Origin of the sequence: Leclercia sp. W17, from assembly GCF_003336325.1 — a bacterium.
Lineage (GTDB): Bacteria > Pseudomonadota > Gammaproteobacteria > Enterobacterales > Enterobacteriaceae > Enterobacter.
In genome coordinates, this window is the sequence record NZ_CP031101.1 from 3,362,832 (window position 1) to 3,389,182 (window position 26,351).

Consider the following 26,351-nt stretch of genomic DNA (forward strand, 5'->3'; position numbering starts at 1 on the left):
CGCCTTGCCCGGCCTACAAAAACCTCGAACCGTAGGCCGGGCAAGCGTTAGCGCCGCCCGGCAATAAGGTCAGATCGACGTCCGTCCAAAGGCGTTCTGCCAGTCCTGCTCGAATTTCGCAATCGCCGCGTCCACCGCCGGAGAGGTAATCAATTGCTGGGCCACGTCCAGCGGCAGGGTGATGGATTCACAGCCCGCCAGCAGGCAATCCAGCGCCTGACGCGGGGTTTTGAAGCTCGCGGCCAGCACTTTGGCGTGCGGCGCGTGGAGCGTCAGCAGCTGTTGCAGCTCCGCCACCGTCTGAATGCCATCCCCGCCCTGCGCATCCACGCGGTTGACATAGGGCGCGACATACTCCGCCCCCGCCAGCGCCGCCATCAGCCCCTGCGCCGCGCTGTAGACCGCCGTACCGAGCGTTGGCACGCCCTGCGCTTTCAGCATCTTAATGGCCGACAGCCCTTCCGCCGTCACTGGCACTTTGACCACCAGATCGGCCACGATACCGCGCAGCTTCAGCGCATCTTCCACCATCCCTTCCGCGGTGGTCGCCATCACCTGGGCAAACAGACGACCCTGGCCGCCCATCGCCTCCTGCAGCTGCGGCAGTAAGATTTCCAGCGGCGTTTTGCCCGCGGCAACAATGCTTGGGTTGGTGGTGACGCCTGCCAGCGGAAAGACGCGGGCCAGTTTTTTAACAGTAATGACGTCGGATGTGTCGAGATACAGTTCCATGATGGGGTCCTCAAAAATGACTATGCCGTAACCCTACCACGGCAAAACCTGCCTCAGAGTTGATTTGCGTCAAGATTACTTTCATTCGAAAGTAATTTAATCTTCATACGCAACAAGAGGCGACATTATGATCTTCAACATTCAGCGTTATTCGACACACGACGGCCCCGGTATTCGTACCGTGGTCTTTATGAAAGGCTGCTCTCTGGGCTGCCGCTGGTGTCAGAACCCGGAAAGCCGCGAACGCTCGCGGGATCTGCTGTTCGACGCTCGCCTGTGCCTGGAGGGGTGCAACCTCTGCCAGCAGGCGGCGCCCGCGGTCATCCACCGCACGCTGAATGGCCTGGTGATCCACCGCGAAAAACTCGACGATACCCACCTGGATGCCCTCACCCACTGCTGCCCGACCCAGGCCCTGACCGTCTGCGGCGAAGAGAAGCAGGTGGAGGAGATTATGGCGACCGTCCTGCGGGATAAGCCGTTCTACGATCGCAGCGGCGGCGGCGTTACCCTCTCCGGGGGCGAACCTTTTATGAACCCGACGCTGGCCCGCGCCCTCTTCCAGGCCAGCCACGACGCGGGGATTCATACCGCTGTGGAAACCTGTCTGCATGTGCCGTGGCACTATATCGAACCGTCGTTACCGTACATCGATCTGTTTCTCGCCGACCTGAAACATGTCGACGGCGCGGTCTTCAAGCAGTGGACCGACGGTTCGGCGAAACGGGTGCTGGATAACCTCAGACGCCTCGCCGCCGCCGGGAAAACGCTCACCATTCGCGTGCCGCTGATCCAGGGCTTTAACGCCGATGAAGCGTCAATTACCGCGATTACCAATTTTGCCGCGGATGAACTGAACGTCCGTGACATCCATTTTTTACCGTATCACACGCTGGGCATGAACAAATACACCCTGCTCGGCCAACCCTACTCCGCCCCTGATAAACCGCTCGATAATCCTGCATTACTGGACTTTGCCCGGCAGTACGCCGCCCAGAAAGGGTTAACCGCGACCTTACGAGGATAATGTTATGACACAGCTGAATCTTACTACCCTGAGCGATCGCATTAAGGCGCATAAAACTGCCCTGGTCCATATTGTTAAGCCGCCGGTCTGTACCGAACGTGCGCAGCACTATACCGAAATGTACCAGCAGCATATGGATAAGCCGATCCCGGTCCGCCGCGCGCTGGCCCTGGCGCATCACCTGGCGCAGCGCACTATCTGGATCAAACATGACGAACTGATTATTGGTAACCAGGCAAGCGAAGTGCGCGCCGCGCCGATCTTCCCTGAATACACCGTCTCGTGGATTGAAAAAGAGATCGACGATCTCGCCGACCGTCCGGGCGCGGGCTTTGCGGTAAGCGAAGAGAACAAACGCGTTCTGCATGAACTCTGCCCGTGGTGGCGTGGCCAGACGGTGCAGGATCGCTGCTACGGTATGTTCACCGATGAGCAAAAAGGCCTGCTGGAAACCGGGATTATTAAAGCCGAAGGCAACATGACCTCCGGCGACGCCCACCTGGCGGTGAACTTCCCGCTGCTGCTGGAAAAGGGGCTCGACGGCCTGCGCCACAAGGTGGCCGAGCGCCGCTCCCGCATCAACCTGACGGTGCTGGAAGATCTGCACGGTGAACAGTTCCTGAAAGCGATCGATATCGTGCTGGAAGCGGTAAGTATGCATATCGAACGCTTTGCCGACCTGGCGCGTGAGATGGCCGCCAGCGAAACCCGCGAAAGCCGCCGCGACGAGCTGCTGGCCATGGCGGAAAACTGCGATGTGATCGCCCACGAACCGCCAAAAACCTTCTGGCAGGCGCTGCAGCTGTGCTACTTCATCCAGCTGATCCTGCAGATTGAGTCCAACGGCCACTCCGTCTCCTTTGCCCGTATGGACCAGTATCTCTACCCGTACTACCGCCGCGACGTGGAGCTGAACCAGTCTCTGGATCGTGAACACGCCATCGAACTGCTGCACAGCTGCTGGCTGAAGCTGCTGGAGGTGAACAAGATCCGTTCCGGCTCGCACTCCAAAGCCTCTGCCGGTAGCCCGCTGTACCAGAACGTCACCATCGGCGGTCAAAAACTGGTGAACGGTGTGGCGATGGATGCGGTGAACCCGCTCTCGTACGCCATTCTGGAATCCTGCGGTCGTCTGCGCTCCACCCAGCCGAACCTCAGCGTGCGCTACCACGCGGGCATGAGCAACGACTTCCTCGACGCCTGCGTGCAGGTGATCCGCTGTGGCTTCGGGATGCCAGCCTTCAACAACGATGAGATTGTGATCCCGGAATTTATCAAGCTCGGGGTAGAGAAAGAGGACGCCTACGACTATGCCGCCATCGGCTGTATCGAAACCGCCGTGGGCGGCAAGTGGGGCTATCGCTGCACCGGCATGAGCTTCATTAACTTCGCCCGCGTGATGCTGGCGGCGATGGAGGGCGGCCGCGACGCCACCAGCGGTAAAGTATTCCTGCCGCAGGAAAAAGCGCTCTCGGCGGGCAACTTCAATAACTTCGACGAAGTGATGGCCGCCTGGGATAGCCAGATCCGCTATTACACCCGCAAGTCCATCGAAATCGAGTACGTGGTGGACACCATGCTGGAAGAGAACGTCCACGACATTCTCTGCTCGGCGCTGGTGGATAACTGCATTGAGCGCGCGAAGAGCATCAAGCAGGGCGGCGCGAAGTACGACTGGGTATCCGGCCTGCAGGTAGGCATCGCCAACCTCGGCAACAGCCTGGCGGCGGTGAAAAAGCTGGTCTTTGAACAGGGGGCGATTGGTCAGCAGCAGCTGGCGGCGGCCCTTGCAGATGATTACGAGGGGCTGACCCACGAGCAGCTGCGCCAGCGTCTGATCAACGGCGCGCCGAAGTACGGTAACGACGACGATAGCGTGGATCTGCTGCTGACCCGTGCCTACCAGACCTACATCGAAGAGCTGAAGCAGTACCATAACCCGCGCTACGGTCGCGGCCCAATTGGCGGCAAATATTATGCCGGCACCTCGTCCATCTCCGCCAACGTGCCGTTTGGCGCGGCGACCATGGCGACCCCGGACGGGCGTAAAGCGCATACTCCGCTGGCGGAAGGGGCCAGCCCGGCCTCCGGTACGGACCACCTGGGCCCAACCGCGGTTATCGGCTCCGTGGGCAAACTGCCTACCGAGGCGATTCTGGGCGGCGTGCTGCTGAACCAGAAGCTCAACCCGGCGACGCTGGATAACGACAGCGACCGCCAGAAGCTGATGGTGCTGCTGCGTACCTTCTTCGAGGTGCATAAAGGCTGGCATATTCAGTACAACATTGTGTCGCGCGAAACGCTGCTGGAAGCGAAGAAACACCCGGATCAGTATCGTGACCTGGTGGTGCGCGTGGCGGGTTACTCGGCGTTCTTCACCGCCCTGTCGCCAGATGCGCAGGACGATATTATTGCGCGTACTGAGCACACGCTGTAAACAAACGCCCGGTGGCGCTACGCTTACCGGGCCTACAATTCCCCTCGTAGGCCGGGTAAGCGTCAGCGCCACCCGGCTTTTCACTTTCATTCGAAATTAAATTTGTGGTTTTGGTCACATTGTTATTAGAATGTTGCTGGTCGCAGTTATATCCAGGAGCGCAATGTATGACCGTTAAAGTTATCGTCACCGACATGGACGGAACTTTTCTTGATGACGCCAAGCAGTACGATCGTGACCGCTTTCAGGCGCAGTTCCAGCAACTTCAGGCCCGGAATATCGAGTTTGTTGTCGCCAGCGGCAACCAGTATTACCAGCTCATCTCCTTCTTCCCGGAGCTGAAATCGCAGATCTCCTTCGTGGCGGAGAACGGCGCGCTGGTGTTCGATCACGGCGAGCAGATCTTCCACGGCGAACTGACCAAACATGAGTCGCAAATTGTCATTGGCGAACTGCTGAAAGACAGCGCCCTGAACTTTGTCGCCTGCGGTCTGGAGAGTGCTTACGTTAGCGACAAGGCACCCGATGCCTTCGTCGACCTGATGTCAAAACACTATCACCGCTTACAGCGCATCAGCGACTATCGCGACATCGACGACGTGCTGTTTAAATTCTCGTTGAACCTGCCGGACAGCGATATCCCGAACCTGATTGACGCCCTGCATGTCTCCCTTGACGGCATCATGAAGCCGGTGACCAGCGGGTTTGGTTTTGTCGATCTGATCATTCCCGGCCTGCATAAAGCCAACGGCATCAGCCGCCTGCTGAAACGCTGGCACATCTCTCCGCAGGCGTGCGTGGCCATTGGCGACAGCGGTAATGACGCCGAAATGCTGAAATTTGCTCACTACTCCTTCGCCATGGGTAACGCGGGCGAAAATATCAAAGCCATCACCCGCTATCAGACCGACGACAACAACCACCAGGGCGCGCTGAACGTGATTCAGGCCGTCCTCGATAACACCCCGCCTTTCAGCAACTGATTTTCTCGCCGGAGCCTCCTCCGGCGAACCTCCCTCTTTCTCTCCGGGTTGTGCACTTCATCAAGTTATTTAACTTGCATTAACTTTTTTTTAACCTAAAGTATCACTTGTAATTACTTTTACTTTCGAATGAAAGATAGCGAGGCTGTTATGACCTTAACGTTTACCAGTGAAACTTTGCCCGCTGACCATAAAGCGGCCATCCGCCAGATGAAACGCGAGCTGCGGGCGCAGATTGGCGACGTGCAGGGCGTGTTTGATCGCCTGAGCGATAAAATTGCCAGCCGCGTGGCAGAAATTAATGCCCTAAAAAGCAAAGGCGATCCTGTCTGGCCGGTGATCCCCTTTGCGGACGTGCAGAGCGGTAACATCAGCCCGGCGCAGCGCGAGGCGGTGAAACGCCGGGGCTGTGCGGTGATCAAAGGTCATTTCCCGCGCGAGCAGGCGCTGGCGTGGGATAACGCGATGCTCGACTATCTGGATCTCAACCGTTTTGATGATGTCTATAAAGGTCCAGGGGATAATTTCTTTGGCACCCTCACCGCCTCCCGCCCGGAGATCTACCCGATCTACTGGTCGCACGCCCAGATGGAAGCCCGTCAGAGCGAAGAGATGGCCCAGGTGCAGTCATTCCTGAACCGTTTATGGACTTTTGAGAGCAACGGCAAGCAGTGGTTCAACCCGGACGTCAGCGTGATCTACCCGGACCGCATTCGTCGTCGTCCGCCGGGAACCACCTCGAAGGGGCTCGGAGCGCACACTGACTCCGGCGCGCTGGAGCGCTGGCTGCTTCCGGCCTATCAGCAGGTCTTCGCCCGGGTCTTTGATGGCAATATCGAGCAGTACGATCCGTGGGATGCCGCCCACCGCACCGAAGTGGAAGAGTACACCGTGGACAACACCACCAAATGCTCGGTGTTCCGCACCTTCCAGGGCTGGACGGCGCTCTCAGACATGATCCCGGATCAGGGGCTGCTGCACGTGGTGCCAATCCCGGAAGCGATGGCGTACATTCTGCTGCGTCCGCTGCTGGATGATGTGCCGGAAGATGAACTCTGCGGCGTGGCGCCAGGACGCGTGCTGCCGATCTCCGAGAAGTGGCATCCGCTGTTAATGGAAGCGTTGACCAGCATTCCGGCTCTGGAAGCAGGTGACTCCGTGTGGTGGCACTGCGATGTGATCCACTCGGTGGCCCCGGTCGAGAACCAGCAGGGCTGGGGCAACGTGATGTACATTCCGGCGGCGCCGATGTGCGAGAAAAACCTCGCCTATGCGAAGAAGGTAAAAGCGGCGCTGGAAACCGGCGCCTCGCCAGGCGATTTCCCGCGTGAAGATTATGAAGCGACATGGCAGTCACGCTTCACCGTTGATGATCTGAACATTCACGGCAAGCGCGCACTCGGCATGGCCTGACCCCTTTACGGCGGCGCGTCGCATTTTGCACGTCGCCGCCGTTTCCACCGAATTTCGTGATCGCGCTCCGGTTACGTTAAAAATCATTTTTCTTAGCGCAAACAACAGGTCATGATGTCTCACCGTATAACGGTTACAAAGTGTGTGCCGCTTTTATCCCGCTTTTTGCACGAAACTGCCTGATTTCCGCCCGCCGCCGGTTCTCCCTTCTTTTAAGTTGTTATACCAATTTCCCGAGAGTTATATGACAGGTGAAATGGCACCATAATTGGTATACCAATTATATAAACGCATTGATATTGTATTTAAAAACAAGAAGTTATGAAAAATGCGGGGGAAAGCGTGTAGACAGGGGGAAAGCAGACCCTCCCCGGACGGGAAGGGTCAGAAACGGATGATTAGCCGTCGATACCTTTGCTGCGCAGGTAGTCTTCGTAGTTACCGCTGAAGTCCACCACACGCTCCGGCGTAATTTCAATTACGCGGGTCGCCAGCGAGCTGACGAACTCACGGTCGTGGGAGACGAAGATCAGGGTACCCTGATACATCTCCAGCGCCATGTTCAGCGATTCGATCGATTCCATATCCAGGTGGTTGGTCGGTTCGTCCATCACCAGAATGTTCGGTTTCTGCATCATCAGCTTGCCGAACAGCATACGGCCCTTCTCACCACCGGAGAGGACCTTCGCCGGTTTTTTGATGTCGTCCTGGCTGAAGAGCAGACGGCCCAGGAAGCTGCGCACCACCTGCTCATCGTCGCCTTCTGATTTCCACTGGCTCATCCATTCGAATACGGTCAGATCGTTTTCAAACTCATACTCGTGATCCTGCGCGTAATAGCCAATAGAGGCATTTTCGGACCACTTCACGGTGCCGCTATCCGGCTGCAGTTCGCCCACCAGGGTCTTCAGCATGGTGGATTTACCCACGCCGTTGGCACCGATAATCGCGATCTTCTCCCCCACTTCCAGCAGCAGGTTGAAGTTTTTAAACAGCGGCCCCTCTTCAAAGCCCTTGGTGAGGGCTTCCACTTCCAGCGCGTTACGGAACAGTTTCTTATCCTGCTCGAAGCGGATGAACGGGTTCTGACGGCTGGAGGCTTTAACCTCTTCCAGCTTGATCTTGTCAATCTGACGGGCGCGGGAGGTGGCCTGACGGGATTTAGAGGCGTTGGCGCTAAAGCGGCTGACGAAGGATTGCAGGTCGGCAATCTGCGCCTTTTTCTTGGCGTTGTCAGCCAGCAGACGCTCACGCGCCTGGGTCGCGGCGGTCATGTACTCGTCGTAGTTGCCCGGATAAACGCGCAGCTCGCCGTAGTCGAGATCGGCCATGTGGGTGCAGACCATGTTCAGGAAGTGACGGTCGTGCGAGATGATGATCATGGTGCTGTTACGCTCGTTCAGCGTCTGCTCCAGCCAGCGAATGGTGTCGATGTCCAGGTTGTTCGTCGGTTCGTCGAGCAGCAGGATATCCGGGTTGGAGAAGAGCGCCTGCGCCAGCAGAACACGCAGCTTCCAGCCTGGCGCGACTTCACTCATCGGGCCGTAATGCTGTTCAACCGGAATACCGACGCCGAGCAGCAGCTCACCGGCGCGGGCTTCGGCGGAGTAGCCGTCCATTTCGCCGTACTGGGTTTCGAGATCGGCCACTTTATAGCCATCTTCTTCGCTCATTTCGGCAAGGCCGTAGATGCGATCGCGCTCCTGCTTCACTTCCCACAGCTCAACGTGACCCATGATCACCGTATCAAGCACGGTGAACGCTTCAAAGGCGAACTGATCCTGACGCAGCTTACCGATGCGCTCGTTCGGATCGAGAGAAACGTTGCCCAGGGTCGGCTCTAAATCGCCGCCGAGGATCTTCATGAAGGTGGATTTTCCGCTACCGTTGGCACCAATCAGGCCGTAACGGTTGCCGCCGCCAAACTTGACGGAAATGTTTTCAAACAGCGGCTTACTGCCAAACTGCATAGTGACGTTGCTGGTAACTAACACGGGAGATTCCTGCGAGAAGTGTGATAAACCCGGCATTATGCCACAATTCCGAAATGAGATCCCGCTTAACAACGTAGCGCTACACTTAACAGAATTGAAAAAAGTGTGATTTAGTACACATCCGAATTCCATGCGGGTGGGAATGCACATATAATGCGCTCCCTAAACCATTCTGACTTTTAAACAACCTGCCAACGTGGCACAGATACCTCGCACAACATGAATATGAAATTAACTTCGCTTTTTGCGGCGGCGTTTGCCGTAGTAGGGTTTTGCAAGACCGCTTCTGCTGTCACCTATCCACTGCCAACCGACGGTAGCCGTCTGGTGGGTCAGAACCAGGTTGTGACCATTGAAGAAGGCAACAGCCAGCCGCTGGAATATTTCGCAGCAGAATATCAGTTGGGCCTCTCCAACATGATGGAAGCTAACCCGGGTGTCGATCCGTACCTGCCGAAAGGCGGCACCGTGCTGAACATTCCTCAGCAGCTGATCCTGCCGGATACCGTACATGAAGGTATCATCATCAACAGCGCCGAAATGCGTCTGTACTACTACCCGAAAGGCACCAACACCGTAATCGTGCTGCCAATCGGTATCGGCCAGCTGGGTAAAGATACCCCGATGAACTGGACCACCAAAGTTGAGCGTAAGAAAGCGGGCCCAACCTGGACCCCAACCGCGAAGATGCACGCGGAATACATCGCCGCGGGCGAGCCGCTGCCAGCCGTTGTGCCTGCGGGCCCGGATAACCCAATGGGTCTGTACGCGCTCTACATTGGCCGCCTGTATGCGATTCACGGCACCAATGCCAACTTCGGTATCGGCCTGCGCGTGAGCCACGGTTGTGTGCGTCTGCGTAACGACGACATCAAATTCCTGTTCGAAAACGTACCGGTGGGTACTCGCGTACAGTTCATCAACGAGCCGGTAAAAGCGACCACCGAGCCAGATGGCAGCCGTTACCTCGAAGTGCATAACCCGCTCTCTACCAGCGAAGAGCAGATCGACAATAACGTGACTGTGCCAATTACCCTGACCAGTAATGTGCAGGCGGTGACCGGCCAGCAGGATGTGGATGCGACCATCGTTGAGCAAGCGATCAATAACCGTTCCGGTATGCCGGTTCGTCTGAACTGATGGTAGTAGGAACAATTCTGTTGTAACGGTGGAATTGTTCCGTTCACTAAAGCATTTCTGCATTATGTTCATCCCGCTGCGGTGAACGTGTTAAGGGGGCTATCGCCGCCCCCTTAACAATCCCGGCTCCCGGCAAAGAAAATCGCCGCTTCGCGGTTCCCTCAGCTTATTCCTTCCGGCTTTCGGGTCGGGCGTGATCCTACATCCATGTAGGTCACGCCCTCTCGGCGCATCCATGCGCCTCGCCCCGGCCTACAGGAAACGCTTCGGCGATTTTCAGCCGGACTCCCGCCCCCTCCACCATTCCAGCTGTTTGAAAGAAGATTTAAAAAGATTTTTTATAAGTCTTGCATGTGGCACGGGGGTTGAGTTCCCGCTGAAATCGGCGAGCCGGAGACCGGATGACAAGGGCTGGACGCCAGGGATGGCGGCCAGAGGCGAATCGAGACAGGATGTCGAGTTGAGCCGACCGCAGGCAGCAGGTCGGGAGGTGAGCGCAGTGCGAAGCACCGATTTCTTGCGGGGCCGCGGGGATTGAAAAGGGGGCCGCGGTGGCCCCCTTTTCCCGTTCACGTGTGCTGGCAATTTATAATCTACGGGTCTCAAAGTGAACGGAACACACTACCGAACTCACCCAGATGCCCCTCCCCTGCTACCAGCAATCATCCCCTCGGCGCATCCCCGAACACAGCATAATCCGGCAGCTGCACCTCCTGATACGGCTCCCATCCCCCACCAAGCGCTTTATAAAGCGCCACCAGATCCAGCGCGCTCTGCACCCGGGCCTGATCCCGCTGCTGCTGCGCCTGGGCTAGCTGGCGCTGGGCATCCAGCACGTCGATAAAGGTAGCGATCCCCTGGCGATAGCTACTGCTCGCCAGATCGAAAGCGTTTTGCAGCGCATCAATGGTTTTGCTTAATCCCGCCTCCCGCTTCTGGTCGGTGCGGTAGCTGACCAGCGCATTTTCTACATCCCCCAGCGCGGTAAGCACCGTCTGACGATAGTCCAGCACGGCGGCGCCCTGCTGCGCGCGGGCAACCTTCACGCTGGAGACCAGCCGTCCGCCCTGGAAGATGGGAATAGAGACCTGCGGCCCGACGCTGTAGAAGTGGCTGCTCCAGTCGGTGAGCCAGCTGGCCTCGCTGTTACGCAGGCCAAACTGGCCGCTGAGGGAGACGCTGGGGAACAACTGCGCCACCGACACGCCGATCTGCGCGGTGGCCGCATGCAGATTCGCCTCGGCCTCACGCACGTCCGGGCGGCGTCGCGCCAGCGTAGACGGGATCCCGGTGGGGACAATCTCCGGCAGCGCGGGCAGCGGTTTGCTGGCCTGCAACTCGCCGTCCAGGGCTCCCGGCGGTTTGCCCAGCAGGATCGCCAGGCCGTTCATCGCCTGCCGCGCCTGGGCTTCATATTGCGGAAGCTGCGCCTCCAGGTTGCCGAGCTGGGCGCGGGCGTTCTCCACATCCAACTGCGGCGACAGCCCACCGCGCTGGCGGCTGCTGGTCAGCTCCAGAGTCTGCTGCGCGCTCTCGATCTGGGTATTGAGGGTCGCGATGCTGCTCTGGGCACCGCGCAGCTGGAGCCAGGCGCGGGCGACTTCCGCCTCCAGCGACACCAGCGCGTCGTTGCGCTGCTCGATAGCCGCCTGCTGCTGGGCGTTGGCGGCTTCCACCTGACGGCGCACCTTGCCCCACAGATCCAGCTCCCACTGGGCATCAAAGCTGCCCTGATAGAGGTTAATCGGCTGGGTCAGCGGTCCCAGCGCCCCGCGCAGTTCAGGATCCACATCATCAAGCTGGTCGTATACGCCGTGGGATTTCAGCTCCCCCTCCAGCCCCAGCTGCTGCCGGGTGGCCTGCAGGTTGCCGTTCACCGCCGGGAAGAAGGCACCGCCCGCCTGGTTGATCTGTTCCCTCGCCCCGGCGATGCGCAACACGGTTTGCTGCAGAGACAGGTTGCCGGCGATGGCGCGCTCAATCAGGCTGTCCAGCTGCGGATCGCCAAAGGATTTCCACCAGCGAGGATTGATGGCGGTCGACGCGGTTTGCGATTTCACGCCGCCATCGCCCGTATCGTTCCAGTGCGTCGGGGTTTGCGGCGCGGGCTGCTGGTAGTCGGGCCCCACGGCACAGCCTGCCAGCAGCAGCATTAACATCAGGGGGCTTAAACGTCGAATCATCAGTGTGCTCCTGCACTCCCCTCGCTCTTAACCGGCGAGAGCAACAAACAAAACGGAATCAGTAAAAGGGCCACCACGCTCAGAATGGTGAAGACATCCACGTAGGCCAGGAAACGCGACTGTTCGATCATCGCCTGGTACATGCGCCCGGTGGCGATGCCGGTGGGGTCGCCCACCTGGGTGGTAAAGTTCTGGATCGCCTGGGCCATCTCGCGGATCGTCTGCTGGAACGGCTCGTCAAACGCCGAGGTATGCGTGGCGAGATGGGCGCTGTGGGCCTGGGAGCGCTCGGTGATGGCCGCTGTCGAGAGCGAAATGCCCACCGACCCCGCCACGTTGCGGAACATGGTAAAGAGCGCCGCGGCGTCGGCGTTCAGCCGCCGGGGGATCGAGATAAAGGCGATGGTGGTCAGGGGCACAAACAGGAACCCCAGCCCAATCGACTGGGCGCTGCGGAACAGCACCAGGGTCTCGAAGTCGATATCCGGCGTCAGCGTCCGCGACCAGAAGAAGGCCGTCGCCAGGCAGGCAAAGCCGAAGGCGATGATCCAGCGCGTCTGCACAATCGGCATCAGCTTCAGCACCAGCGGGATGGTCAGCACAATGAGGATCGCGCCGGGCGAGAGCACCAGCCCTGACCAGGTGGCGGTATAGCCCAGGTCCTGCTGCGCCAGCTGCGGGATCACCACCGAGCTGCCGTAGAGGATCATCGCCATACCGGCCATCAGCAGGCTGGAGACGGCGAAGTTTTTATCCTTCATGCAGTGCAGATCCACCACCGGCTTTTTGGCATACAGCAGCCAGTAGATAGCGCCGATAATGCCAATCAGCGTCAGCACCGCGAAGGTGCGCGTAAAGTTCGAGTTAAACCAGTCTTCGTCTTCCCCGCGGTCGAGCATCACCTGCAGGCAGCCGAGGCCAAGGGCAATCAGCCCGATGCCCGTCCAGTCGACGGAAAGTTTCTCCTTCGATTTGCTCTCCCACGGCGGATCTTCCAGCAACTGATAGATCGCCAGCACGGTCACTATCCCCACCGGAATGTTGATAAAGAACACCCAGCGCCAGGAGTAGTTATCGGTGATCCAGCCGCCGAGCGTGGGTCCCAGCACCGGGGCGACAATAATGGCGATGGACGACAGGCCAAAGGCTTTGCCGCGATCTTCCGGCTTAAAGTAGTCGAGCAGTACCGACTGCTGGGTCGGCTGCAGCCCGCCGCCGAAGAAGCCCTGCAGAATACGGAACAGGATGATCTGCCAAAGCTCGGTGGCAATCCCGCACAGGAAGGAGCAGATGGTGAACATTACAATGCAGATCAGGAAGAACTGCTTGCGGCCAAAAAGCCGGCTCAGAAACGCCGAGATGGGCAGCACGATGCCGTTCGCCACCAGATAGCTGGTAAGCACCCAGGTGGATTCGTCATAGCTGGCGGAGAGCGAGCCCGCCACGTGGGGCAGCGCCACGTTGACGATGGTGGTGTCGAGGATCTCCATAAACACCGCGAGGGTGACGACGATCGCCACCGCCCACGGGTTGCTGGCGGGCCGCCAGTTTTCATGGCTGTGGTCGGTCATTCCACGGTTACCTTCGGCTCAACCGACAGGCCCAGCGGCAGCGGCTTATTGGGATCCAGCCCTTTATCAATGACAATTTTCACCGGCACGCGCTGGACGATCTTCACGAAGTTACCGGTGGCGTTCTCCGACGGGAAGGCGGCAAAGCGCGAGCCACTGCCCTGCTGGATAGAGTCGACATGCCCTTCCAGCTCCATATCTGGCCAAGCGTCCACGCTCAGCGTGACCTTATTACCGGGGCGCATCCGCTCCAGCTGGGACTCTTTAAAGTTGGCGACCACCCAGATATCGCTCGAGACCAGGGAAAAGAGCGCGGTGCCCGCCTGCACCAGGGTACCGGTCTGGACGTTGCGTTTCGTTATGTAGCCGTCAAAGGGAGCCCGCACTTCGGTATAAGAGAGGTTCAATTCGGCGGTCTTCAGCTGGGCGCGCGCCTGCTCCACCTGGCGCTCCCGGGCTTCGACGTTGGTCTCCTGCTGACGAATTTGCAGCTGTACCTGGGAGGCCACCTCAAGCTGCGCTTTGGCGCTGGCAAGCTGGGCCTGGGCGCTGCGCAGCTGAGCGTTGGCCGCGTCGATGCTCTGTTGGGTAGTGGCGCGAGGATCGACGCCGCGCTGACGGCGATACTCCGCCTGGGCATTGGCGAGATCGGCCTGGGCTTTGATCACCTGGGCGTTAGCTTCGTCGCGCTGGGCGGGGTATTGCACTTTCGAAAGCGCCAGTTGCGCCTGGGCCTGATGCAATTGGGCCTCGGCCAGACCCAACTGGGCTTTAGCCTGATCGCGCTGGGCGAGCGTATCCCGGGGATCGATGGTCACCAGCAGATCGCCTTTTTTGACCCGCTGGTTATCCCGCACCCGCAGTTCGGTGACGTAGCCAGCGGTTTTTGGGGCAATTGTGACAGCGTCACCTTCGGTGAAGGCATCGTCGGTGGTCTCCTGGTTGCGGGTCATAAACCACCATACCAGCGCCACGATGACCATGACGATCACCACAATACCCAGAATAATCAGCGGCTTTTTGCCGGGGCGTTTACGTTCAGTCTCTTTATTTTCTTTATTATCGGTATCTTCAGAGGTGTGGTTTTCTTCTGCCATAGAACAGCGTCCGTCCTGTTAGTGAGCGGCATCACAATTTATACCGCTCAATAAAGTTAGGACGTTGCTATACATTTGCCAGGAAAAACTGACAAATAGGGCACTATATGAGAAGGAATAATCCGAAACCGACAAACCCGGCCCAGACCAGCATCGGCAGCGACCAGAGATGGAAGCGCCACCAGATACGACGATCGTTTGCCATCCGCAGCGCGATGAGGTTTGCGAGGGATCCTGGCAGCAAACCGAAGCCCCCGACATTCACCGCCCAGGCCAGTAGCGCCGTCGGCGGCACATAGTTCAGCAGCAGAATGGTCGAGGGTACGTTGCTGATAAACTGCGACAGCCCGATGGCGGTGAGCCACAGCCCCGGCTGCGACAGATGGGTGACATTCTGCAGCATGCCCTGCAACGCCGGCACCTGAATCAGCAGGTGCACATCGATAAACATCGCCATAAACACCAGCAGCAGCGTCCAGTCGACGCTTATCAGCACCCGACGCGCCAGCAGCAGGAAGCCCCCCGCCACCAGCAGCACGCCCCATAGCTCCTGTTTCAGATCGAGAGCCACCAGAAAGACCAGATAGAACGCCAGACAACTCCACGCCAGCCGCGGTTTCGCCTGGGCGATGGCGCTGCCACTGTGATAGCGCAGCGGCGTTGCCGGGAAAGCAATCCAGCACAGCAGCGCCAGGGTTAACATCATCACCAGCGCCAGCGGCGCCATCTGCCAGGTAAAGGCGGCGAACGACAGTCCGGAGCGCCCCCACAGCAGGATGTTTTGCGGGTTACCAATCGGGGTCAACAGCGATCCGGCGTTAACCGCCAGCGCCTCGAAGATGATCATCCGGTTGACCGGGATCTCGCACAGCTTGCGCAGCGTGAGCGTCAGCGGCACCACGATAAACAGCGCCACATCATTGGTCAGGAAGGTGGAGAGCAGCGCGGCCGAGAAGACCATAAACAGCGCCAGGCGCCGCTCGGTAGCGAAACGGCGCACCATCTTGCGCCCGAGCACGTCGAAAAAGCCGCTCTGCTCGACCCCTTTGGTGAGCATCATCAGCCCGGCGAGGGTAATAATGGTGTGCCAGTCGATGGCAGCAGGCCAGCGCTCAGGTGCGAAGGGAACCAGAAAACTGAGCCCAATCCCGACCACCAGCAACAGATGAAAGAAACGATCGCGGGCCAGCGCCCGCAGGCCTGGAAGGGTCATTCTGCGGCGGATCCGTGCTTCAGCGTAAAGGCCAGGAACTGCTGCAACGTCTCTTCGCTGACGTGGTGTTCCATTCCCTCGGCATCCCGGCGGGCAATCTCAGGGCTGACGCCCAGTACCAACAGGAAGTTTTCGACAATCTGATGGCGCTCGCGGCTCGCCTGTGCCAGCTTTTCCCCTTCCGGGGTGAGAAAGACGCCGCGCCAGGGGATCATTTCGATCAGGCCCACCGTGGCCAGACGCTTGAGCATTTTTGCCACCGTCGGCTGGGAGACGCCAAGACGCGCCGCCATATCTACCTGACGGGCCTCCCCTACTTCGCGGATCAGATCCGAGATCAGCTCGACATAATCATCAATCAGCTCGCGGCGATGCGCTTCGCGAACCTGGCGAAAGCCTTCGACATGCTCTTCGACATTGACCAGTTGCGTCATTTTTTTTGTTGTTGGTTTACCTGCACGGCGATTCATTGTGCTTCCTCAATCCGGTGACACATCAAGCGTATCAATGCATAAGCGGCCATTGTAAACCATCGCTACACAAGCACAAAAAATTAACGTAATAGCCATAGCTATACAACATAGCCTGTGCTATATCTGTATGTAATGCAGTCACCCTTCAAGGATCGAAGGGATCAACCCGCAGGAGGTCATATGAACGAATTCAAGAGGTGTATGCGCGTGTTTAGCCACTCTCCCTTTAAGGTACGCTTAATGCTGCTGAATATGATTTGCGACATCATCAACGGCAAGCCAGAGCAGAACAAACCTTCCCACTAAGCGGCGTCGCGGTACGCCGCTTCATTTTTTTGTCATTTATCATCGCTATACTCCCTCGCGGACGGCTATTCCCCGATCTTTTTTACGGAAATGCAGCCCTCTTCGCAAAACCCCCCTTTTATATCTGTTGACGTTATACCTTACTGGCTCTATCTTCTTGCAGCCCTGCACTTTTTGCGGCTCGCAGATGCGGACCTCAATCCCCCTTCTACGCATTCTCAGGCAGGTTTTGACCCTTGGCGCCAGGGTGAGCACATGGCGTTTTCGCGATAGTGACCTATGAATTTAACCCTGAAAGAGACGCTCATTACCCGCAGCCGGGCCTTAAGCCCGTGGACCGGATTCTATTTTTTACAGTCGCTGCTGATTAACTTTGCCCTGGGCTACGAATTCAGCCTGCTGTACGCCGTTGCCTTCACCTGTATCCTGCATCTGTTGTGGCTCAGCGCGCCGCGATTGCAGAAAGGGGTGGTTGGGATCTGCTCGCTGGTGGCGGCCATGTATTTCCCTTTTGGTCAGGCCTACGGCGCGCCAAACTTTAATACCCTGCTGGCGATGCACTCCACCAATATGGAAGAGTCGACGGAGATCCTCACCATCTTCCCGTGGTACAGCTATATCGTCGCCCTGTTTATCTTTGCGCTCGGCGTGATTGCCGTGCGCCGTAAGCCGCAACCCAGAAACGCGTGGAGCAAAATCGACAGCCTGTGTCTGGTCTTCAGCGTGGTGGCCTTTTTCGTCGCCCCGGTGCAGAACCTGGCCTGGGGCGGCGTCTTTAAACTGAAAGATACCGGCTATCCGGTGTTTCGCTTCGTCAAAGATGTAGTGGTGAACAACCAGGAAGTGGTTGAAGAGCAGGCCCGGATGGCCGAACTGTCGCAGATGAAGGACACCTGGAACGTGCTGGGGGTAAAACCGAAGTATCACATCTATATGGTGGTGATCGGTGAAAGCGCCCGCCGCGATGCGCTGGGCGCCTTTGGCGGCCACTGGAATAACACCCCGTTCGCCAGCAAGGTCAACGGCACCCTGTTTACCGATTACATTGCCGCCAGCGGTTCTACCCAGAAGTCGCTGGGGCTGACGCTTAACCGGGTCGTGGACAATAAGCCGCAGTATCAGGATAACTTTGTGACCCTCGCCAACCGCGCGGGCTTCCAGAGCTGGTGGTTCTCCAACCAGGGGCAGATCGGGGAATACGATACCGCCATCGCCAGCATTGCCAAACGGGCTGACGAAGTGCATTTCCTGAAAAGCGGTGATTTCGAGGCGGATAAAAATACCCGGGATGAGGCGTTACTGAAGATGACCGAACAGGTCTTCAGTAGCCATCGCACCCAGCCGCAGCTGATTGTTCTGCACCTGATGGGTTCCCATCCGCAGGCCTGCGATCGCACTCAGGGGAAATATACCGAGTTCGTGCAGTCGAAAGAGACGTCGTGCTATCTCTATACCATGACCCAGACCGATGACCTGCTCAGCAAGCTCTATGCTCAGCTGCAAAACACCGGCGAGAGTTTCTCGATGGTCTATTTTTCCGATCACGGGCTGGCGTTCAAAGAGCGCGGAAAAGAGGTGCAGTACCTGGCGCACGACGACGCTTATCAGCAGAACTTCCAGGTGCCGTTTATGGTGCTGTCGAGCGATGACAAAGCCCATCGCATCATCAAAGCGCGCCGCTCGGCGAATGATTTCTTAAGTTTCTTCTCGCAGTGGACGGGGATCAGGGCCAAAGAGATCGCGAATAAGTACCGCTTCCTGTCGAACGATAAAGCGCCGCCAGTGTATGTGACCAACTTTAAATTACAGAAAGTGGATTACAACCATCTGGGGACGGATCTGTTTGAGACGAAAAGCCGGTAAATTTTTTCTGTCGCAGCAATAACATAATTACAGAACAATAAACGTCTTACAGCGGCTCCCTGGTCCGGCTGAAAATCGCCGAAGCGTTGACCGTAGGCCGGGGCGAGGCGCAGGGATGCGCCGAGAGGGCGTGACCTACAGGGATGTAGGATCACGCCCGACCCGATAGCCGGAGGGCATAAGCTGAGGGTACCGCAACGCGGCGATTTTCTTTGCCGGGAGCCGGGATTGTTAAGGGGGCGGCGGTAGCCCCCTTAACACGTTCACAGGTGACGCTGCTGGAAGAGAAGCACAGAACATGAAGTGAACGGAACAAACCTCCGAGCCGCATATTCTCCTCATCCCCTCCTCTATCCAACATGATGGGGAGAAAAACAAAAAAACCCGCCGAAGCGGGTTTTTATATTGGCTCACCGAAGTGATTAGAAGCGGTAACCTACGCCCGCGATCCAGGTGCCAACGTCAACGTTACGGATGCGGCTCTGCTCATAGGAGAAGTCCAGCGCAACGTTTTCAACTGGGTTGAACTGCATACCTGCGCCATAGGAGAAACCGTAGTCGCTGTTGCTTGCAGTGCGGTTGAAACCCTGGTTTTCAGTCTGCTGGAATTTACCGTAGCCAACACCCACAACACCGTAGATGCTTGCCCAGTCGTTCAGGCGGTAAGCCGGGCCAGCGGTGATGCCGTAGTACTGACCTTTGTTGTACGCGCCGTCTTCAGAACGGTCTTTCTCGGTGTAGGTGAAGGAACCGATAACACCCAGTGGGTTGTTATCCTGCTCGTAGCGATATTTCAGGTTGAAACCGTTGGTTTTGTTCATTACGCCCTGCATATCGCTCTGAGCGTAACCGCCAGTAACGGTGGACGTATCTGCCATTGCGGAACCTGCGGAAACAGCCAGAACGGCCGCCAGTGCTGAAAGACATGCAATTTTTTTCATAACCACCTCAAATGTGCTTCAAGTAAATCCGTAAGTTTTAAATATATCAAAAAAACTTGTGAACTCTTTGTGATTCGTGATGTCTAACGCGGGTTTTCATGTAACTAAACATTTCTACCAGCAGCTATCTTGTTCAAAAAACACCACATTTGTGTTTCATAACGCTAATAGTGCGCGTCAGTCACAATACATTCATCCAGATGATTCCTAATCTGTTACAGAAATCATTCTGCCGTATGAGGCCATTTTACGGATTTGTGACGACTTTTTTTCAACAAAGTCTCAACCGCCCGGCGTTATTTCCTTTACACTCCTCCTCTTTACTTCCTTTGACACAAACTGACAGGAGAAAGGATGCCTGGGTTGTCTCGCAGGGCGCCGGTCTGGTTGCCCGTAATCGTCATTCTTATTGCCATGCTCTCCATTCAGAGCGGCGCTTCGCTGGCAAAATCGCTCTTTCCGGTGGTGGGTGCCCCTGGCGTGACGGCGCTGCGTATTGCGCTCGGCACCCTGATCCTGGTTGTGATTTTTAAACCCTGGCGGTTGCGCTTTCAGAAGGAGCAGCGCCTGCCCCTGCTCTTTTACGGACTGTCGCTGGGGGCGATGAACTACCTCTTTTACCTGTCGATTCAGACGGTGCCGCTGGGGATCGCCGTGGCGCTGGAGTTCACCGGCCCGCTGGCGGTAGCCCTCTTCTCCTCCCGACGTCCGGTGGACTTTATCTGGGTGGTGCTGGCGGTGCTCGGGCTATGGTTTCTTCTGCCGCTGGGCCAGGACGTCTCGCACGTTGATCTCACCGGCGCAGCGCTGGCGCTGGGGGCAGGTGCCTGCTGGGCCATCTATATTCTGACCGGACAGCGCGCCGGCGAAGAGCACGGCCCCGCCACGGTCGCCCTCGGGTCGCTTATCGCCGCCATAGTTTTCGTTCCTCTGGGGATGGCCCAAGCCACAGAATCGATCTGGCAGTGGTCAATCCTGCCGGTGGGGCTGGCGGTGGCGGTGCTCTCCACCGCGCTCCCCTACTCGCTTGAGATGATTGCCCTCACGCGTCTCCCGACGCGCATTTTCGGTACCCTGATGAGTATGGAACCGGCGCTGGCGGCGATATCCGGAATGATATTCCTCGGCGAAACCCTGACCTTCACCCAGACACTGGCGCTCTGCTCGATCATTGCCGCCTCGATGGGTTCGACCCTCACCCTGCGCCGGGAGAGTAAAGTCGAAGAGGTGGATATTCGCTAGCGGGCGTTATTTTGCCGGGGAGCGGTTCCCCGGCAAAATATTCCCATTCGCATTAGCGTCATTATTTTGAAATATTTTCCGCCCCTCCTTCCAAGTCCTTCAAAAATAAGATTAATTTACCCACCGATATAAGTATCCATTTATTTTCAAGCACTTATATATCACAACCAACCTTTTACTATTAAACCGATAGGCAGGACCCGGTCGCGCTATCTATAGCCGGTGCTATACTTAATTCCGAAATAACTTTGGACGCCAACATCAAGAGGAAATGAGATTATGCCTACCGCTAAACTGGTAAAAACAAAAGCACCTAATCTGCTGTATACCCGTAACGATGTGTCAGACAGCGATAAGAAAGCGACGATTGAGCTGCTGAATCGCCAGGTGATCCAGTTCATTGACCTGTCCCTGATTACTAAACAGGCTCACTGGAATATGCGCGGTGCCAACTTTATTGCTGTGCATGAGATGCTGGATGGCTTCCGCACTGCACTGACTACTCACCTGGATACCATGGCTGAACGTGCCGTGCAGCTGGGCGGCGTGGCGCTGGGTACAACCCAGGTGATCAACAGCAAAACCCCGCTGAAGAGCTACCCGCTGGATATCCACAGCGTTCAGGACCACCTGAAAGAGCTGGCGGATCGTTATGCTGTTGTCGCCAACGACGTGCGTAAAGCGATTGGCGAAGTTAAAGACGAAGACACGGCAGATATCCTGACCGCGGCATCCCGCGACCTGGATCAGTTCCTGTGGTTCATCGAGTCTAACATCGAGTAATCCATAGCATTTTGCTATCACACCCTCGCTTATGGCGGGGGTTTTGCACTTTCATGGTGCAGTCATTTCTCCTCTCCCCCGCCAAACGTAAAGCATTTGTAATAATCACCTCACACAATCGTTAATGAAAGATTGTTTTCTCATCAATATTTGCGCTAAATAGCATAACCGTTAGTGATGGCGTTTCACTGCACCAAAACAGTGCTTCGTTATGGTGCAACTGACCGCCATTGTGACCTTTTTTGTGCAATGAAATCCGTCCTGGCCTTGCAAAAACAACACGTTGTAAAGTTGGCACGATTTTTTCATAGAACGTTCGTTCTCGCAGGGGATCGCCCCGTGGATATAAAAGGAAATGCTATGAAGTCTGTATTAAAAGTTTCACTGGCTGCACTTACCCTGGCTTTTGCGGTCTCTTCTCAGGCTGCTGATAAGAAACTGATTGTTGCCACCGACACCGCCTTCGTACCGTTCGAATTTAAACAGGGCGACCAGTACGTTGGTTTTGACGTGGATCTGTGGGCGGCTATCGCGAAAGAACTGAAGCTTGACTACACCCTGAAGCCTATGGACTTCAGCGGCATTGTGCCGGCACTGCAAACCAAAAACGTTGACCTGGCGCTGGCCGGTATCACCATTACTGACGCACGTAAAAAAGCGATCGACTTCTCTGACGGCTACTACAAAAGCGGCCTGCTGGTGATGGTGAAAGCGGATAACAACGACGTTAAAAGCGTGAAAGATCTCGACGGCAAAGTGGTTGCGGTGAAGAGCGGCACCGGTTCTGTTGATTACGCTAAGGCCAACATCAAATCGAAAGATCTGCGCCAGTTCCCGAACATCGACAACGCCTACATGGAACTCGGCACCAACCGTGCTGACGCCGTGCTGCACGACACGCCAAACATCCTTTACTTCATCAAAACCGCAGGCAATGGCAAGTTCAAAGCGGTAGGTGATTCCCTGGAAGCACAGGAATACGGTATCGCCTTCCCGAAAGGCAGCGACGAGCTGCGTACTAAAGTGAACGGCGCACTGAAAACCCTGCGCGAGAACGGCACTTACAACGAAATCTATAAAAAATGGTTCGGTACTGAACCTAAATAATTCAGCCTGATCCAGGCTCTGTCAGGCCCGGTGGCGCGCGCTCACCGGGCCTGCAATTTTAGTCACGCACATTGTCGCTGACTGTTTGTTTTCACCACGGTATACAGGAACTCATCATGCAGTTTGACTGGAGCGCCATCTGGCCCGCCATTCCTCTTTTGCTTGAAGGCGCCAAAATGACCCTGTGGATTTCGGTCCTCGGTCTGGTTGGCGGGTTGATTATCGGCCTTGTCGCCGGTTTTGCCCGCACCTACGGCGGCTGGATAGCCAACCACGTAGCGCTGGTTTTCATCGAAGTGATCCGCGGCACGCCGATTGTGGTGCAGGTGATGTTTATCTACTTCGCCCTGCCGATGGCCTTTACCGACCTGCGCATTGACCCGTTCAGCGCGGCGGTGGTCACCATCATGATCAACTCCGGTGCCTATATCGCCGAGATCACCCGCGGTGCGGTACTGTCGATCCATAAAGGCTTCAGCGAGGCTGGTCTGGCGCTGGGTCTCTCCCGTCGCGAAACCATCCGCCACGTGATCCTGCCGCTGGCGCTACGCCGTATGCTGCCACCGCTGGGTAACCAGTGGATCATCAGCATTAAAGACACTTCGCTGTTCATTGTTATCGGCGTGGCTGAACTGACCCGTCAGGGCCAGGAGATCATTGCCGGTAACTTCCGTGCGCTGGAGATCTGGAGCGCCGTGGCCGTGGTCTATCTGATTATTACGCTGGCGCTGAGCTTCGTGCTGCGTCGTCTTGAAAAAAGGATGAAAATCCTGTGATTGAATTTAAAAACGTCTCCAAGCACTTTGGTCAGACCCAGGTGCTGCACAACATCGACCTGACTATTCAGACCGGCGAAGTGGTGGTCATTATCGGGCCGTCCGGCTCCGGTAAATCGACCCTGCTGCGCTGCATCAACAAACTGGAAAAGATCACCAGCGGCGATCTGATTGTCGATGGCCTTAAGGTCAACGACCCGAAAGTGGACGAACGCCTGATCCGCCAGGAAGCGGGCATGGTGTTCCAGCAGTTTTATCTCTTCCCGCACCTGACGGCGCTGGAAAACGTGATGTTTGGCCCCCTGCGCGTGCGCGGTGCCGACAAAGCGGCAGCCGAGCGGCTTGCAAAAGAGCTGCTGGCGAAAGTGGGGCTGGCGGAGCGCGGGCATCACTACCCGTCCGAGCTCTCCGGCGGTCAGCAGCAGCGCGTGGCCATCGCCCGTGCGCTGGCGGTGAAACCAAAGATGATGCTCTTCGATGAGCCAACCTCGGCCCTCGACCCGGAACTGCGCCACGAAGTGCTGAAGGTTATGCAGGACCTGGCGGAAGAAGGGATGACCATGGTGATCGTGACCCACGAAATCGGCTTTGCCGAGAAAGTGGCCTCACGCCTGATTTTCATCGACAAAGGCCGTATTGCCGAAGATGGTAATCCGCAGACGTTGATTGAAAACCCACCGAGCCAGCGTTTGCAGGAGTTTTTGCAGCACGTTTCGTAAGTTTTTGCCTTTTGTAAGCCGGGTAGGCGTAGCCGCCACCCGGCTTTTTTATTGCCGGAATTCTCCCAAAAACCCCCCGCTTCCGCCCGCCTTCTATACTTATCACTTTGCACAATTTTGTCACCGGAGGACATCGTGCCGTGGATTTTGCTGCTCCTGATAAGCCTGTTTTGTCTGCCTGCCCAGGCCGTCAGCCTGCCGGGCATTCCCGCCGCCGCCGCCAGCGAGCAGAGCACGCCGCCACCGGAGCCGGACGTTGAGCAGAAAAAGGCGGCCTACTCGGCGCTGGCAGATGTGCTGGAAAATGACGCCTCGCGCAAGGAGCTTATCGATCAGCTGCGCAGCGTGGCTGCCACACCGCCTGAGACACCGGTGCCTAAAATAACCCCGCCGGAGATCACCGAAGAGAAAACGGTGCTGGAGAACGTCACTGATATCAGCCGTCACTATGGCGATGCCCTCGCCTCCCGTTTCGCCCAGCTCTACCGCAACCTGATCGGCTCCCCGCATAAGGCCTTTAACCCGCAAACCTTTACCGCCGCCGCGCAGCAGTTTCTGATCCTGGCCGGACTGGTCTTTGCCTTTTACTGGATGGTGAGGCTCTGCGCCTGGCCGTTGTACCGCAAAATGGGGAGCTGGGGGCGCAAAAAGAACCGCGAAACCAGCAGCTGGGTCCATCTGCCGCTGACCATCGCCGCGGCCTTTATTATCGATCTGCTGCTGCTGGCGCTAACCCTGTTTATTGGCCAGATGCTGCGCGAGTACCTCAACACTGGCAACCCGACCATTGCCTTCCAGCAGGCGCTGTTCCTCAATGCCTTCGCGCTGATTGAATTCTTCAAAGCGATCCTGCGGTTGATATTTTGCCCACGCGTGCCCGATCTACGACCTTTCGCCATTAACGACAGCGCCGCGCAGTACTGGTCGCTACGCCTGAGTATTCTGAGCGGCCTTATCGGCTATGGCCTGCTGGTGGCGGTACCGATTATCTCCAATCAGGTCAACGTGCAGATTGGCGCTCTGGCCAATGTGCTGATCATGCTCTGTATTACCGTCTGGGCGCTGTACCTGATCTTTCATAACAAGCGCGCCATTACCGAGGGGCTTCTCCACCTTGCCGACCGTTCGCTGGCCTTCTTCAGCCTGTTTATTCGCGCTTTTGCCCTCGTGTGGCACTGGCTGGCGAGCGCCTATTTTATTGTGCTCTGCTTCTTCTCCCTCTTCGATCCGGGCAACAGCCTCAAGTTTATGATGGGGGCGACCTTCCGCAGCCTGGCCATCGTCGGCATTGCCGCCTTTGTGTCGGGGCTGCTCTCCCGCTGGCTGGCTAAAACCATCACCCTCTCACCGCACGTGCAGCGCAGCTACCCGGAGCTGCAAAAACGGCTCAACGGCTGGATCTCCGTGTCGCTGAAGGTGGCGCGGTTCCTGACGGTCTGCGTGGCCATTATGCTGCTGCTCAGCGCCTGGGGGCTGTTCGATTTCTGGAACTGGCTGCACAACGGCGCAGGGGAAAAGACGGTCGATATTCTGATCCGTATCGCGCTGATCCTCTTCTTCTCGGCTATCGGCTGGACAATCCTGGCGAGCCTGATCGAAAACCGGCTGGCGTCAGATATTCATGGCCGTCCACTGCCCAGCGCCCGCGCCCGAACGCTGCTGACGCTGTTTCGTAACGCGCTGGCGGTGGTCATCAGCACCATTACCATCATGATTGTGCTCTCGGAAATTGGCGTCAACATCGCTCCGCTGCTGGCAGGGGCCGGGGCGCTGGGGCTGGCGATCTCTTTTGGTTCCCAGACGCTGGTGAAGGACATCATCACCGGGATCTTTATTCAGTTTGAAAACGGGATGAATACCGGGGATCTGGTGACCATCGGGCCGCTGACCGGCACGGTGGAGCGGATGTCGATTCGTTCGGTGGGGGTGCGGCAGGATACCGGGGCGTATCACATCATTCCGTGGTCATCGATCACTACCTTTGCCAACTTTGTCCGCGGCATCGGGTCGGTGGTGGCGAACTATGACGTGGACAGGCATGAAGATGCCGAAAAAGCGAAAGATGCGCTGAAAGCGGCAGTGGATGAGCTGCTGGAAAGAGATGATATTCGCGGGCTGATTATCGGCGAGCCGTCGTTTGCCGGGATTGTCGGCCTGACCAGCACCGCCTTTACTCTGCGCGTGTCGTTCACCACCCAGCCGCTGAAACAGTGGACGGTGCGTTTCGCCCTCGACAGCATGGTGAAAAAGCACTTTGACCTGGCGAACGTGCGGATGCCGGTACAGATGTATCAGCTGTTGCCGTCGCCGGGCCCGACACCACCGGCACCGCAGGAGCCCACCCTGTAGCC

The 26,351-nt window shown here is 57.3% G+C and carries 21 protein-coding genes; 13 read left to right on the forward strand and 8 right to left on the reverse strand.

Translation table 11 applies throughout. The features are described from left to right. Positions 1 to 69: 69 nt before the first annotated feature. Entirely contained in the window at positions 70 to 732 is a 663-nt protein-coding gene (gene fsa, locus DVA44_RS16670; RefSeq protein ID WP_114387602.1) for a fructose-6-phosphate aldolase, read from the reverse strand. Positions 733 to 859: 127 nt separating this feature from the next. Here fsa and DVA44_RS16675 point away from each other — a divergent pair, with 127 nt between their 5' ends. The 4 genes from DVA44_RS16675 to DVA44_RS16690 all read left to right on the forward strand — a co-directional run bounded on the left by DVA44_RS16675 (position 860) and on the right by DVA44_RS16690 (position 6,592). Beyond that, the gene (locus DVA44_RS16675) at positions 860 to 1,759 is read left to right on the forward strand and encodes a glycyl-radical enzyme activating protein (protein WP_114387603.1); all 900 of its coding nucleotides are present in this window, start codon (positions 860 to 862) and stop codon (positions 1,757 to 1,759) included. A gap of 4 nt (positions 1,760 to 1,763) precedes the next feature. Then, positions 1,764 to 4,196: a formate C-acetyltransferase/glycerol dehydratase family glycyl radical enzyme gene (locus DVA44_RS16680; protein ID WP_114387604.1), complete on the forward strand. Its 2,433-nt coding sequence runs from the start codon at positions 1,764 to 1,766 to the stop codon at positions 4,194 to 4,196. 167 nt (positions 4,197 to 4,363) lie between these two features. After that, on the forward strand, positions 4,364 to 5,179 hold the full coding sequence (locus DVA44_RS16685) for a Cof-type HAD-IIB family hydrolase (protein ID WP_103178808.1): 816 nt from the start codon (positions 4,364 to 4,366) through the stop codon (positions 5,177 to 5,179). A 150-nt stretch (positions 5,180 to 5,329) separates the two neighbouring features. Then, complete coding sequence (locus DVA44_RS16690; protein ID WP_114315548.1) at positions 5,330 to 6,592, forward strand: DUF1479 domain-containing protein; 1,263 nt, start codon at positions 5,330 to 5,332, stop codon at positions 6,590 to 6,592. Between the two features lie 398 nt (positions 6,593 to 6,990). Here the strand turns inward: DVA44_RS16690 and DVA44_RS16695 are convergent, their stop codons facing one another. Further along, complete coding sequence (locus tag DVA44_RS16695; RefSeq protein WP_103823489.1) at positions 6,991 to 8,586, reverse strand: ABC-F family ATPase; 1,596 nt, start codon at positions 8,584 to 8,586, stop codon at positions 6,991 to 6,993. A gap of 219 nt (positions 8,587 to 8,805) precedes the next feature. On the opposite strand from DVA44_RS16695, the gene ldtB reads away from it, so the two are divergent. Continuing rightward, entirely contained in the window at positions 8,806 to 9,726 is a 921-nt protein-coding gene (ldtB, locus tag DVA44_RS16700) for a L,D-transpeptidase (RefSeq protein ID WP_103823490.1), read from the forward strand. Positions 9,727 to 10,388: 662 nt separating this feature from the next. Here ldtB and DVA44_RS16710 read toward each other — a convergent pair. The 5 genes from DVA44_RS16710 to mntR all read right to left on the reverse strand — a co-directional run bounded on the left by DVA44_RS16710 (position 10,389) and on the right by mntR (position 16,260). Then, the gene (locus tag DVA44_RS16710; RefSeq protein WP_210405545.1) at positions 10,389 to 11,912 is read right to left on the reverse strand and encodes an efflux transporter outer membrane subunit; all 1,524 of its coding nucleotides are present in this window, start codon (positions 11,910 to 11,912) and stop codon (positions 10,389 to 10,391) included. Beyond that, the gene (locus tag DVA44_RS16715) at positions 11,909 to 13,480 is read right to left on the reverse strand and encodes a DHA2 family efflux MFS transporter permease subunit (protein ID WP_114315551.1); all 1,572 of its coding nucleotides are present in this window, start codon (positions 13,478 to 13,480) and stop codon (positions 11,909 to 11,911) included. The genes DVA44_RS16710 and DVA44_RS16715 overlap by 4 nt, the downstream gene beginning before the upstream one ends. After that, positions 13,477 to 14,577: an HlyD family secretion protein gene (locus DVA44_RS16720; RefSeq protein ID WP_114387606.1), complete on the reverse strand. Its 1,101-nt coding sequence runs from the start codon at positions 14,575 to 14,577 to the stop codon at positions 13,477 to 13,479. The genes DVA44_RS16715 and DVA44_RS16720 overlap by 4 nt, the downstream gene beginning before the upstream one ends. A 103-nt stretch (positions 14,578 to 14,680) precedes the next feature. Continuing rightward, on the reverse strand, positions 14,681 to 15,790 hold the full coding sequence (locus DVA44_RS16725; RefSeq protein ID WP_114387607.1) for an anion transporter: 1,110 nt from the start codon (positions 15,788 to 15,790) through the stop codon (positions 14,681 to 14,683). Further along, on the reverse strand, positions 15,787 to 16,260 hold the full coding sequence (gene mntR / locus DVA44_RS16730; RefSeq protein ID WP_103178799.1) for a manganese-binding transcriptional regulator MntR: 474 nt from the start codon (positions 16,258 to 16,260) through the stop codon (positions 15,787 to 15,789). Before mntR ends, DVA44_RS16725 begins: the two co-directional genes overlap by 4 nt. Positions 16,261 to 16,443: 183 nt before the next feature. Between mntR and mntS the strand changes: the two genes are divergently transcribed. Further along, positions 16,444 to 16,569, forward strand: coding sequence for a manganase accumulation protein MntS (mntS, locus tag DVA44_RS16735; protein WP_103178798.1), 126 nt, complete (start codon positions 16,444 to 16,446; stop codon positions 16,567 to 16,569). Between the two features lie 279 nt (positions 16,570 to 16,848). Next, positions 16,849 to 18,432 (forward strand): phosphoethanolamine transferase, encoded by a 1,584-nt coding sequence (locus tag DVA44_RS16740; protein WP_114387608.1) that lies wholly within the window; start codon positions 16,849 to 16,851, stop codon positions 18,430 to 18,432. A gap of 422 nt (positions 18,433 to 18,854) precedes the next feature. Here the strand turns inward: DVA44_RS16740 and ompX are convergent, their stop codons facing one another. Next, positions 18,855 to 19,373, reverse strand: coding sequence for an outer membrane protein OmpX (gene ompX / locus DVA44_RS16750; RefSeq protein ID WP_114315556.1), 519 nt, complete (start codon positions 19,371 to 19,373; stop codon positions 18,855 to 18,857). A 354-nt stretch (positions 19,374 to 19,727) separates the two neighbouring features. Between ompX and rhtA the strand changes: the two genes are divergently transcribed. From rhtA to ybiO, 6 genes are all read left to right on the forward strand, one after another. Further along, complete coding sequence (gene rhtA, locus DVA44_RS16755) at positions 19,728 to 20,615, forward strand: threonine/homoserine exporter RhtA (protein WP_114315557.1); 888 nt, start codon at positions 19,728 to 19,730, stop codon at positions 20,613 to 20,615. A gap of 279 nt (positions 20,616 to 20,894) precedes the next feature. Then, positions 20,895 to 21,398, forward strand: coding sequence for a DNA starvation/stationary phase protection protein Dps (dps, locus tag DVA44_RS16760; RefSeq protein ID WP_103178794.1), 504 nt, complete (start codon positions 20,895 to 20,897; stop codon positions 21,396 to 21,398). 360 nt (positions 21,399 to 21,758) lie between these two features. Next, positions 21,759 to 22,505: a glutamine ABC transporter substrate-binding protein GlnH gene (gene glnH / locus DVA44_RS16765; protein ID WP_103178793.1), complete on the forward strand. Its 747-nt coding sequence runs from the start codon at positions 21,759 to 21,761 to the stop codon at positions 22,503 to 22,505. Positions 22,506 to 22,621: 116 nt separating this feature from the next. After that, positions 22,622 to 23,281, forward strand: a complete 660-nt coding sequence (gene glnP, locus DVA44_RS16770; RefSeq protein ID WP_103823501.1) for a glutamine ABC transporter permease GlnP — start codon at positions 22,622 to 22,624, stop codon at positions 23,279 to 23,281. Continuing rightward, positions 23,278 to 24,000, forward strand: coding sequence for a glutamine ABC transporter ATP-binding protein GlnQ (gene glnQ, locus DVA44_RS16775; protein ID WP_114387610.1), 723 nt, complete (start codon positions 23,278 to 23,280; stop codon positions 23,998 to 24,000). The genes glnP and glnQ overlap by 4 nt, the downstream gene beginning before the upstream one ends. Positions 24,001 to 24,135: 135 nt before the next feature. Then, entirely contained in the window at positions 24,136 to 26,349 is a 2,214-nt protein-coding gene (gene ybiO / locus DVA44_RS16780; protein ID WP_114387611.1) for a mechanosensitive channel protein, read from the forward strand. The last annotated feature ends 2 nt before the right edge of the window (positions 26,350 to 26,351 follow it).